Genomic DNA, 11713 nt, shown 5'->3' with positions numbered 1-11713 from the left:
TTCGCTTCGAGGCGCTGGAAGTATTACTCCGCGGGGACGAGTGCCTCGTCTTCGCTGAAGCCGCCGTTGAGGGCGAGATCAAACTGGTTCTTGTCGAACTCGCCTTCCCAGCGGGCAACTACGATCGTGGCAACTGCATTGCCGACGAGATTGGTGAGGGCACGGCATTCGGACATGAAGCGATCGATGCCGAGGATGAGTGCCATACCGGCAACGGGGACCGCGGGAACGACCGATAGGGTGGCAGCAAGGGTGATGAAGCCCGCCCCGGTAATGCCGGCAGCGCCTTTCGAACTCAACATGGCAACGAGCAGCAGAAGCACCTGGTCGGTAAGCGTCAGCGGTGTGTTGGTCGCCTGGGCGATGAACAGGGCTGCCAGGGTCATGTAGATGTTGGTGCCGTCGAGATTGAAGGAATAGCCGGTGGGAATGACAAGGCCGACGACGGATTTCTTGCAGCCCGCCTTCTCCATCTTGGCCATCAGTGTCGGCAATGCCGCTTCCGACGAACTCGTACCGAGGACCAGAAGCAGTTCTTCCTTGATATAGCGGATCAGCGCGAGAATGGAGAAGCCGTTATACCAGGCGACGGCGCCAAGGACGAAGAACACGAAGAGCAGCGAGGTCAGATAGAAGGTTCCGATCAGCATGATCAGATTGGCGACCGAGCCGATGCCGTATTTGCCGATTGTAAAGGCCATCGCGCCGAAAGCGCCGATGGGGGCGGCCTTCATCAGGATCGCAACCAGCTTGAAGATCGGGGCGGCAAGAGCCTGCAGGAAGTTCGTGACCGGCTCTGCCCTTTCGCCGACCATTGCCAGCGACACGCCGAAGAGAACCGAGAAGAACAAGACCTGCAGGATGTCGCCGGAGGCAAACGCACCGACGATCGTTGTCGGGATGATATTGGTGAGGAATCCTACGACGCTCTGTTCATGCGCCTGCTGCGTATATGTTGCCACTGCCTTTGCATCGAGCGACGCCGGATCGATATTCATGCCCGCGCCCGGCTGAACGAGATTGGCAACGATAAGGCCGACGATGAGCGCAAGGGTCGAGAAGGTAAGGAAATAGATCATTGCCTTGCCGGCGACGCGGCCGACTTTCTTCAGGTCGCTCATCCCGGCGATGCCGGTGGAGACCGTCAGGAAAATGACAGGGGCGATGATCATCTTGACGAGCTTGATGAAAGCATCGCCGAGCGGCTTCATGCTCGTGCCGATTTCCGGATAGAAATGGCCGAGCAGAATGCCGATTGTGATGGCAACGATGACCTGGAAATAGAGATGGGCGTAAATTGGTGTCTTGCCGCGCGATGGCTGCGGCGCTGTGTTGATTGTCACAGGACTCATGACTTCCTCCATGGTATGAGCCGCGTCTGGCAGAAAAGCCTGTCAGCCTCCCGAGGCTCGGTTAGGGCTGGAATGGTCCATGCCTTGAGATTTGGTTTTGCAAGCGTCGTGCCAGTTTCGTGCAACTTAATAAACCATTGAAAACAAATGATATTATTTGCACATAAGAATGGGTTGCTGCGTATCCGTGCGAAGTTTCGCACGAAATTATTGTTATTTGTGCGGATTTATGCACAGGTGGAAAAATGGAGCACGCTTCAGAAATCGGTCCTGTCGACGCCTATGGCAAGTCAAAGCCTGTGGCGAAATATGTTTTCGCCGTCGTTGCGGCAATCCTGATCGGCGCATGCCTTTTGGGCGCGGCGCGCTGTGGTCGCGAACGCGCCTATGACTCGCTGCGGGCTCGCGCACAAAGCAGCGCCGAGCTTAACGCCGTCCTCTTGCGGACGGTGCTTGAAAAGCAGCGGTCCCTGCCGCTGGTCCTTTCGCAAGACCGTGACGTTCTCAGCGCCCTGTCGTCGGGCAGTGAGAGCATGTTCAAGCTGATTAGCGGCAGGCTCGAAAGCCTCGTTCCCGGAACCCGGGCGGCTGTCATTTACCTTCTCAATGCCAATGGCCTTGCCGTTGCCGCGAGCAATTGGCGTGAACCCACCAGTTTCGTCGGTATCGATTACAGCTTCCGTCCCTATTATACGCGGGCGGTGGAAACCGGCAGCGCCGAGCACTACGCACTTGGAACAATAAGCAAGCGTCCTGGCCTTTATATTTCCAAGCGGATCGACGGTCCTTCCGGTCTCCTCGGGGTGATTGTTGTGAAGGTCGAGTTCGATGAACTGGAAACCGATTGGCGCAAAAACAGCGACCCGACCTTTGTCATCGACCAACGCGGCATCGTCCTGATCACCAGTTTCCCTGAATGGCGCTTCATGACTCGCGAGGCGGTTCCCGCCGACCAGAAGCGGCCGCTGCGCGAAAGTCTCCAGTTTGGCGATGCGCCGCTGGAGCCCCTTAATGTCGCTCCTGCGTTGCCGCAAAGCCAGCCTGATATCGTGGCGGCGCGCTTGCCCGGCGCGACCAAGAGCGCGGAGTTCGTGCGTGTCGAAGCTGCGGTTCCAACCACCAACTGGACGTTGCAGCTGTTAACGCCATCGACAGCCGCCGTGGCAGAAGCAACCCGCACGGCGCTTTCCCTCGCACTCCTTGTACTCGCCCCGTTGGCTGGACTGGCGGCATTTGTCATGCGACGACGGGGCCTTGCACTGCGACGGGCCCGCGAACAGGACGCGGCCCGGATCGAGCTTGAGCGCCGGGTGGCCGCACGCACGGCCGATCTCAGCACCGCCCACGCGGAACTCGTCATGGAATCGGAAGAGCGGCAGAAGACGGAAGCAAAGCTCCAAACGGTTCAGCAGGAACTTGTACAGGCAAACCGCCTCGCCATCCTCGGGCAGGTCACAGCCGGCGTCGCCCATGAGATCAACCAGCCAGTCGCCGCGATCCGCGCCTATGCCGATAACGCCCAGATCTTTCTTGACCGCACGCAGTTCGATTCCGCCAAGGCAAATCTCGCATCGATTGCCGGACTCACCGAACGGATCGGCAGCATCACGGATGAACTGCGTACGTTTTCACGCAAGGGCACTGGCGACACCGGTCGAATCGCCGTCTGCGACATCATCGATGGTGCCATGCTTCTGCTCGGTAGCCGGTTTCGCCAGACGGTGGGACACATCACGACTGATATCCCGCCCCCCGAAATCAAGGTGAACGGCAATCGCATCCGGCTCGAACAGGTACTCATCAACCTCATGCAGAACGCCCTCGAGGCGACGGAAGGTGGGCCAAAAAGCCGTATCAATCTGCGCTATGCGGTGAACGAAGACGAAGTTGCGCTCATCGTTTCTGACAATGGCCCCGGTATTCCGGACGCGATCATGCAGGCGATGTTCACGCCGTTCAACACGTCGAAGGAGCGCGGCCTCGGCCTTGGGCTCGTCATCTGTCATGACATCGTCGCCGAATATGGAGGCCGTATCGAAGTCGTATCTAGTTCGAGCGGGACGACGTTCACGGTGCATTTGCCGAGGGTCGCATGACGGATATCCAGCCAACGGTTGCTTTTGTCGATGATGATGACGAGTTGCGCAACGCCAATCGCCAGACGCTGGAACTTGCCGGCTTCAATGTCGCTCCCTTTGCCGATGCGATGAGCGCGCTGCGGTTTCTGACGCCTGATTTCCCGGGTATCGTCGTCACGGATGTGCGCATGCCGCATATGGACGGCTTCGAACTGTTCCGGAGGTTGGGCGCAGTCGATCCGGATCTGCCGGTTATCCTCATCACCGGGCATGGAGATATCGAAATGGCCGTCGAGGCCATGCACCAAGGAGCCTATGATTTCATCGCGAAACCCTTTGCCGCCGAGCGCCTGGTGCAGAGCATAGGGCGTGCGTTGGAGAAACGGCGGCTGGTGATCGAGAACCGCCAATTGCGCCTGGCACTCGAATCGTCCGACGAGGCGATGCCTCTGCTCGGTCAGACCCCGGTTATTCAGAATTTGCGCAAGACCTTGCGCCATGTCGCCAATGCCGATGTCGATGTGCTGATCGCCGGCGAAACCGGTACCGGCAAGGATGTGGCCGCCGGCCTGTTGCACGAATGGAGCCGCCGCAAGCAAGGAAATTTCGTCGCGCTTAATTGCGGGGCCCTACCCGATACGGTCATTGAAAGTGAATTGTTTGGCCATGAGGCGGGAGCGTTTACGGGGGCCCAGAAGAAACGCGTCGGGCGTATCGAACATGCGAGCGGCGGCACGCTATTCCTCGACGAGATCGAAAGCATGCCGCTTGCAACACAGGTTAAATTGCTGCGCGTTCTGGAAACGCGCGAAGTTGCGCCGCTCGGAACCAATGAGCACCGCTCCGTCGATCTGCGGGTCGTTGCTGCCGCGAAGGTCGATCTTGGCAGTCCCGAGCAGCGAGCCAATTTTCGTGAGGATCTGTTCTATCGTTTGAACGTCGTCACAGTCTCTATTCCGCCTTTGCGCGAGCGCAAGGACGATATCCCGCTTCTCTTCACGCACTTTCTCAACCGCGCGACCGCTCGTTTCAAATCGGAACCGCCCGAATTTACCACTGCGATTCGATCACGGCTTATGGAGCACGACTGGCCGGGGAATGTGCGCGAGCTGGCGCATTTTGCTGAGCGGATGGCGCTTGGGCTCCACGATGTTGCCGACGCCAAAACCAGTCAGGCGCCTAACCCGAAAAGCTTGCCTGAGACCATGGAAAAGTACGAGGCGAAACTTATTCGCGATGCCCTTTCAGCAAATCATGGTGATGTGCGAACGACAATTGAAGCGCTCGGCATACCCCGCAAGACGTTTTACGATAAACTGCAACGGCACGGCATCGATCGAAGCGACTATGTGAAGAGAAAATCAGAGGCCTAGCGATATGCGGCTTTCCGGTCAGCACAATCGGTCACCGACAGTCGCTCGACGAGCGGACATTCGAGCTTCGTCACCGGATAGCGCTTGGCCGGGTTGTGAAGATAGCTGTCGAGTTGCTCGATTGCCCAACGGCCCATGGCGCGATGCGGCAGAACAGAGGTGGAAAGCTGCGGATGCAGATGCCGCGAAATTTCCTCGTCGTCGTAGCCGATAACGGAAATATCCTCGGGAATGCGCAAGCCGGCTTCCTTCAGGGCTTCATAGCAGCCGATGGCGGTGCGATCGTTCTGGCAAAAAATGGCGGTCGGCCTGTCGTCGAGCTCAAGCAGTTTTCGCGTCGCGGCATAGCCCGCACTTGCCGACCAGTCGCCTTCGATGACGAGTTGCGGGTCGAAGGGAATGTCGGCCGTGGCAAGGGCGCGCCTGTAACCTTTCAGGCGATCCTTGGCCGCTTCCATCCACGGTTCGCCAGTGATCGTGCCAATGCGGCGGTGGCCATGGTGAATGAGGTGGCGGGTCGAATGCTGGCCGCCGGCAATTTCGCTGGGCACAACGGCGGGAAAGGCGTGATCGGCCGAGTAGCAGTTCAAGAGTATGACCGGCACGTCGAGTTCATAGACCGCCTTGGGAAGCACCACCTCGCGGGTGAAGATCGCCATGTAGATGAGCGCCGATATGCCTTGCTCGCGCAGGGCATGGATGGTGCGTGGCTCCATTTCGGGATCGTTCAGCGTCTGCGCAACAAGTATGATATTGCCGGCGTTCCATGACGCCTGCCGCGCACCCTCGATGGCGACGACGGCCTCGGGACTTGTGGCAAGCTGATCGACCACGAACCCGATCTTGCCTTCAATGCGGGGGATATGGGCCTCGCCAGGTTCCATGTGAGCAAAGCTCGGCGCGGCATACCCGAGGGTGCGCGCAGCTTCGATGACGCGCTCGCGCGTCTCAGCGGCGAGCTTGATACCCGGAGTCTTGTTGAGCACGAATGAGACGGTCGCCTGCGAACATCCCGCCGCACGGGCGATATCCGTCATGGTCACGCGTTTGCTGACCCGCTTGCGGCGGGTGGTCACGCGAGCCCTTTTGGTTTTCTCAGTGGGGTCTTTTTCCACTGTTTCGCTCATTTGCGTTGTTCACCCTCCTGCCCGGCGCATCGACTCGCCCCGAACCTCTGGCGATATTAGGAGCAGTTGATCCGACTAATCAATATAAATAATTATTGACTAATTTTTATAAGCAGCGATGATCGCTTAGTGGGACGACCCCGCTGATTTCTGGGAGGGAATTTTTATGACCATCACTCGCCGCACTCTGCTTTTAACTTCGGCCGCAGGATTTGCTGCTGCCGTGTTTGCCGCCAACGCCTTCGCGGAATCGCCGCCGCTGAAGAAGAAAGATACCTACAAGGTTGGCTTTGCCCAGACCGAGAGCAACAACCCGTGGCGTCTCGCTCAGACCGCCAGCATGCAGGACGAAGCCAAAAAGCGCGGCTGGCAGCTCGTCTACACCGACGCCGCAAGTTCCGCCGCAAAGCAGGTCGCTGACGTCAACTCTATGATCGCCCAGGGCGTCGACCTCATCTTCCTTGCCCCGCGCGAAGAAAAGCCGCTGATCCCGGCCATCAAGGCCGCCAAGAATGCCGGCATTCCGGTCATTCTGCTCGACCGTAATGTCGATGCCTCGCTTGCCAAGCCGGGTGAGGATTACGTTACCTTCATCGGTTCCAACTTCATCGAGGAAGGACAGCGCGTCGCCGATTGGCTCGTCAAGAATGCAAATGGCAAGACGACGATCATCGAACTTGAAGGCACCACCGGTTCGTCGCCTGCCAACGACCGCAAAAAAGGTTTTGACGACGTCATCGCCAAGAACTCGGACTTCAAGATCGTAGCCTCGCAGACGGGCGACTTCGCTCGGGACAAGGGCCGTCAGGTTGCGGAAACTCTGCTCCAGGCCCATCCCGACGCCAATGTCGTCTATGCCCACAATGACGAAATGGCCATTGGTGCCATTTCGGCTATCGAGGCTGCGGGCAAGGTGCCGGGCAAGGATATTCTCGTGCTTTCGATCGATGGCGGCAAGGAAGCCGTGCAGGGCGTTGTCGATGGCAAGATCGCGGCAGTTGTTGAGTGCAATCCGCGGTTTGGTCCAAAAGCGTTCGATACGGCCGTCGCCTATGCAAACGGCGAAAAGATACCTGCCAAGCTCATCAATCCGGACCAGTTCTATGACGCCAGTAACGCCAAGGAACTGCTGAGCACCGCCTATTGATTTTATCAACATGCCAGCGCTCAATAGGGCGCTGGCCCTCCTTCGACGTGTTCTATTCGGCGTCGAAGCTTTTCCACGTTCTGCAGAAACGGCTTGGTAATGAACACCGGTACACTTCTATCGATGACGGGGATCGACAAGCGGTTTGCCGGCATTTCGGCTCTGTCCGGCGCTTCATTCGAAGTGGGGCGCGGTGAGGTCCATGCCCTGATCGGCCAGAACGGTGCCGGGAAATCAACCCTGATCAAGGTGCTGACCGGTTATCATCGCCGCGATGCCGGCGAAGTGACGTTTGACGGCCGGCCGTTCGAGGTCTTTTCGCCACATCAGGCCCAGGCGAGCGGCATCAGCACGATCTACCAGGAGATCAACCTCGTCCCCTATCGCTCCATCACGGAAAACATCTGTCTTGGCCGGGAGGCACGGCGCTTCGGCTTTCTCAACTGGAAGCGCATGCACCAGGAAGCCGAAACATTGCTGCAGCGATTCAACGTGCGTATCGACGTGCGCCGCCCGTTGATGGAATTCAACACGGCGACCCAGCAGATGGTCGCCATTGCCCGCGCCATCGGTTTTTCTGCCAAGCTGGTCATTATGGACGAGCCAACCTCGTCGCTCGACGAACGCGAGGTGAGCGTGCTCTTCGACGTTATCCGCCAATTGAAACAAGAGGGTGTCTCGGTCATTTTCGTCAGCCACAAGCTCGACGAACTTTACGAAGTTTGCGATCGCGTCACGATCATGCGCGATGGGCGGACCATCAAATCTGCGCGGATGATCGAGATCGACAAGATCGGGCTTGTCTCTTCCATGCTGGGGCGCACGATCGACCGCGCCGAGGGGCATGCGACCGCCTTCAGCGAGCGGGATCGACGCAAGATCGGCGATGTTCTGTTGTCGGCAGAAAATCTCGCAATCAACCAGGCGGTCCAGGATGTTTCCTTCGACGTACGGCAGGGCGAAATTGCGGGGTTTGCTGGGCTCCTCGGTGCGGGGCGCACCGAGACGGCGCGGCTTGTCTTCGGCATCGACCGGCCACGCGCCGGTACGATGCAACTCGACGGGCAAAAATTCGCACCACGCGGCCCCGCAGAAGCCATTGCCGCAGGGATGGGATTTTGCACCGAGGACCGCAAGAGCGAAGGCATCGTGCCTGAAATGAGCGTGGCCGAAAACATGATGCTGGCCTTGATGCCGAAACTCAGCAAATCCGGTATCATCGACGAGAAGGCGCAGCGCGAAATCGTCGAACGTTTCATCAGGCAACTCGGCGTAAAATGTTCGGGACCTGACCAGAAAGTGCGCGAACTTTCCGGCGGTAACCAGCAGAAGGTCCTTCTGGGACGGTGGCTCGCCATGAACCCGCGCCTGCTCATCCTCGACGAACCGACGCGTGGCATCGATGTCGGCGCCAAAGGCGAGATCCAGTCATTGATCAAATCGCTCGCCGATGAAGGCCTCGCGGTATTGATGATCTCATCCGAACTCGAAGAAGTCACCGAGGGCGCCGACAGGGTCTTCGTCCTGCGGGAAGGCTTGAGCGTCGCCACATTTGACCGCAGTGAGGCGACGGAGGATGCGGTGATGTCGGCCATGGCGCATGGCAGCCCACCAACGATTGCGGAGGCCCTGTCTTGACCGACACGACCCGGCAGCAGAGCGTTTCGCGACCCTTCGTCCCCATGGATTTCATGGCGCGCTACGGTACCCTGATTGCGCTCGTCGCGCTCCTCATCTTCAATTTCGCTTTTACCCGTAATTTTGCGACGATGCAGACGCTCAACGTCAACCTTACGCAGGTCTGCACCATCGTCATCGTCGCGGTGGGCATGACGCTCGTTATCGCAACCGGCGGTATCGATCTTTCCGTCGGCTCGCTGATGGCGATTTCAGGTGCGCTGGCACCGATGATCTTCCTGGGCAAGATCATTCCGATCGACAATGTCGGCCTGGCAGTTGCTGCGGCAATGATCGTCTCGGTCGGCATTGCCGGGCTGCTCGGACTTTTTAATGGCTGGCTAATCGCCAAGTTCCGCATTCAACCTATTGTCGCGACACTCGTGCTTTTCATCGCCGGGCGCGGCATTGCCCAGGTGCTGACCAACGGTAACTTGCAGACCTTCCGCGTGCCGGAGTTTCAGTTCATCGGTCTCGGCCGCATCTTCGGCATTCCTGTCCAGGTGGTTCTCATGGCGCTTTTGGTCGTCGCCGCCGCCTGGGTGCTGAGACGGACCGTCTTCGGCAGGCAGATTATCGCAATTGGCGGCAATGAACGGGCGGCGGAACTTGCGGGCATCGCGGTGTCGAAGGTGAAGCTGGCGGTTTACGCCATCAGCGGACTGTGCGCGGGGATAGCGGGACTCATCGTCATCGCCATCAACTCGTCGAGCGACGCCAACCTCGTGGGGCTCGGCATGGAGCTCGATGCGATCGCGGCCGTCGCGGTCGGCGGAACGCTTCTCAGCGGCGGGAAGGCAACCATCATCGGCACGCTTCTCGGCGCCATGACCATCCAGCTCGTGCGCTATACGCTGCTCGCCAACGGCGTGCCGGACGCAGCGGCCCTCGTCGTCAAGGCTGGCATAATCGTGCTCGCGGTCTGGATACAGCAACAGGGCAGGCGCGCATGACCAGAACCAGATTGATCTCCCTGCTTGGAAGTTATGGCGTCGTGGTTGCGTTGCTTTTGCTCGTCCTCTTTGGCTGGGCGCGCTACGACTATTTTCTCGGCTTCTTCAACATCACCAGCGTGCTCCGCTACAACTCCATGTTTGCGCTTGTCGCCCTCGGCATGTGCTTCGTCATCATGACCGGTGGCATCGATCTTTCGGTCGGTTCGACTGCGGCGCTCGGCAGTGTCGTTGCGGCGCTTGCCAGCCCCTACGGAGTCTGGATCGGACTAGGTGCCGGCGTCGGTGCTGGCCTCTGCGTCGGTCTCGTCAATGCGATCCTCGTGACGCGTCTGCGGATAATGCCTTTTGTCGCCACACTCGCCATGATGCTCGCCGCGAGCGGTACGGCGTTGCTGCTTGCCGACAATCAGTCGGTATCCGTATCCTATGACAGCGGCTTCACCTCGATCGGACAAGACAATTTCCTCGGTTTTCCCATTCCCGCTTGGATCGCGATGCTCGCCTATCTCATCGGCTGGATCGTGCTGAACTTCACGGGAACGGGTCGCGGCGTCCTCGCCGTCGGCGGCAATGAGGACGCGACGCGCCTTATGGGTCTGCCGGCCGACCGGATCAAGTTCCTCGTGTACCTCGGAAGCGGCGGGCTTGCCGGGCTTGCCGGCGTGATCCTGGCCTCACAATTCGGCGCCGGCCAGCCTATCGAGGGTGTCGGCTGGGAGCTCTTTGCCATTGCCGCAGTCGTTGTCGGCGGCACGTTGCTGACAGGCGGCGTCGGCTCGGTCGGGGCGACGCTTGCCGGCGTGCTCCTTTTGGGCATCCTGTTCAATGTCCTCAATTTCGAGAACGGCAAGGGCTGGATTTCGCTTTCGGCCTACTGGCAGTCGGTGATCCGCGGGCTCTTCCTGCTCGTCGTCGTCATGCTGCAGGCAAAGCTTGCCGCGCGCAGCCGAACCGTTGCAGGAGAACACTGATTTTGCGTGGCGTCACAAATACGAAAGACTTTGGTGAGTTCAAGGGCGACCCAGTATCGGAAGTCACCATTCGCTCTGCAGCGGGGGCGGTTGCCCGCATATTGAATTGGGGCGCCGTTATTCGTGATCTGGAAGTCCCGCTGGCCGACGGCACACTCCAGCGCGTGGTGCTCGGTTTCGATGAGTTTACCCCCTACCCCCAGCGCTCACCCTATTTCGGCGCGCTCGTTGGGCGTTATGCCAATCGCATCGCCAATGGCAGCTTCGTGCTCGACGGCAAGACTATCGTTCTCGACCGCAATGAACGGGGTGTCCAAACTCTCCATGGGGGCAGCGACGGCGTTTCCCAGCGTCTCTGGAAAATCGTCGACCACGACGAAAGTGCGGTAACCCTCACCCTCCACCTTCCGGACGGCGATCAGGGTTTCCCAGGCAATCTCGATGTGCGCTGCACGTATCGGTTCGTGGAAGATGCGACGCTGCGCGTCGATATCGAAGCGACGGCCGATGCGCCGACGGTCGCGAATTTCGCGCAGCACAGCTATTTCAACCTCGACGGTTCGAACGACATTCGCGATCACCGCCTGCGCATCCTCGCCGACGCCTATACACCGGTCGATGCGGGTCTCATTCCCACCGGGGAGATCGCTCCGGTCGCCGGTTCGCCTTACGATTTCCGCTTGCCGCGCCGCATTGCCGTCGAGGGATCGACGCCCTATGACCACAATTTCGTCCTCTCCGAACCGTTGAGCCAGGGCATGCGATTTGCCGCGTCGCTTGCCGGCGGCAATGGCCTTGCCATGCAAGTTCATACCAGCGAGCCCGGCCTGCAGTTCTACGACGGCGCGATGATTCCTTCGCTTGTCGGTCTTGGCGGCAGAAATTACGGACGGTTCGCCGGACTGTGTCTTGAAGCGCAGCATTTCCCTGACAGTCCCAACCAGCCCCATTTTCCAAGCACGATCCTCGTGCCCGGCGAAACCTACCGGCAGCGCACGGAATTTCGCTTCCACAGTTCCTAGACAAGCGCGT

9 protein-coding genes are annotated in these 11713 nt (G+C 59.2%); 7 read left to right on the top strand and 2 right to left on the bottom strand.

What is annotated here, in order from left to right; all coding sequences use genetic code 11:
* Positions 1–23: 23 nt before the first annotated feature.
* Entirely contained in the window at positions 24–1352 is a 1329-nt protein-coding gene (locus tag BM074_RS20725) for a dicarboxylate/amino acid:cation symporter (protein WP_051615333.1), read from the bottom strand.
* Positions 1353–1597: 245 nt separating this feature from the next.
* Here BM074_RS20725 and BM074_RS20720 point away from each other — a divergent pair, with 245 nt between their 5' ends.
* On the top strand, positions 1598–3448 hold the full coding sequence (locus BM074_RS20720; RefSeq protein WP_091924957.1) for a sensor histidine kinase: 1851 nt from the start codon (positions 1598–1600) through the stop codon (positions 3446–3448).
* Positions 3445–4803 (top strand): sigma-54-dependent transcriptional regulator, encoded by a 1359-nt coding sequence (locus BM074_RS20715; RefSeq protein ID WP_091924955.1) that lies wholly within the window; start codon positions 3445–3447, stop codon positions 4801–4803. Before BM074_RS20720 ends, BM074_RS20715 begins: the two co-directional genes overlap by 4 nt.
* Here the strand turns inward: BM074_RS20715 and BM074_RS20710 are convergent.
* The gene (locus tag BM074_RS20710; protein ID WP_175499086.1) at positions 4800–5930 is read right to left on the bottom strand and encodes a LacI family DNA-binding transcriptional regulator; all 1131 of its coding nucleotides are present in this window, start codon (positions 5928–5930) and stop codon (positions 4800–4802) included. The genes BM074_RS20715 and BM074_RS20710 overlap by 4 nt on opposite strands.
* Before the next feature lie 166 nt (positions 5931–6096).
* Here BM074_RS20710 and BM074_RS20705 point away from each other — a divergent pair, with 166 nt between their 5' ends.
* The 5 genes from BM074_RS20705 to BM074_RS20685 all read left to right on the top strand — a co-directional run bounded on the left by BM074_RS20705 (position 6097) and on the right by BM074_RS20685 (position 11703).
* The gene (locus tag BM074_RS20705) at positions 6097–7077 is read left to right on the top strand and encodes an ABC transporter substrate-binding protein (RefSeq protein WP_091924952.1); all 981 of its coding nucleotides are present in this window, start codon (positions 6097–6099) and stop codon (positions 7075–7077) included.
* Between the two features lie 99 nt (positions 7078–7176).
* On the top strand, positions 7177–8715 hold the full coding sequence (locus BM074_RS20700; RefSeq protein WP_091924948.1) for a sugar ABC transporter ATP-binding protein: 1539 nt from the start codon (positions 7177–7179) through the stop codon (positions 8713–8715).
* Between the two features lie 44 nt (positions 8716–8759).
* Positions 8760–9707, top strand: a complete 948-nt coding sequence (locus tag BM074_RS20695) for an ABC transporter permease (RefSeq protein WP_091925266.1) — start codon at positions 8760–8762, stop codon at positions 9705–9707.
* Positions 9704–10681 carry an ABC transporter permease gene (locus tag BM074_RS20690; protein ID WP_091924945.1) on the top strand — a complete coding sequence of 326 codons (978 nt, stop codon included), beginning with the start codon at positions 9704–9706 and terminating at the stop codon, positions 10679–10681. The genes BM074_RS20695 and BM074_RS20690 overlap by 4 nt, the downstream gene beginning before the upstream one ends.
* Positions 10682–10683: 2 nt before the next feature.
* Complete coding sequence (locus tag BM074_RS20685) at positions 10684–11703, top strand: aldose epimerase family protein (protein WP_091924942.1); 1020 nt, start codon at positions 10684–10686, stop codon at positions 11701–11703.
* The last annotated feature ends 10 nt before the right edge of the window (positions 11704–11713 follow it).

It is taken from the genome of Phyllobacterium sp. CL33Tsu (assembly GCF_900113985.1).
GTDB classification, from domain to species: Bacteria; Pseudomonadota; Alphaproteobacteria; order Rhizobiales; family Rhizobiaceae; genus Phyllobacterium; species Phyllobacterium pellucidum.
Note: the sequence above shows the minus strand (reverse complement) of the source record. Positions and strands in the feature narration are given on the sequence as shown.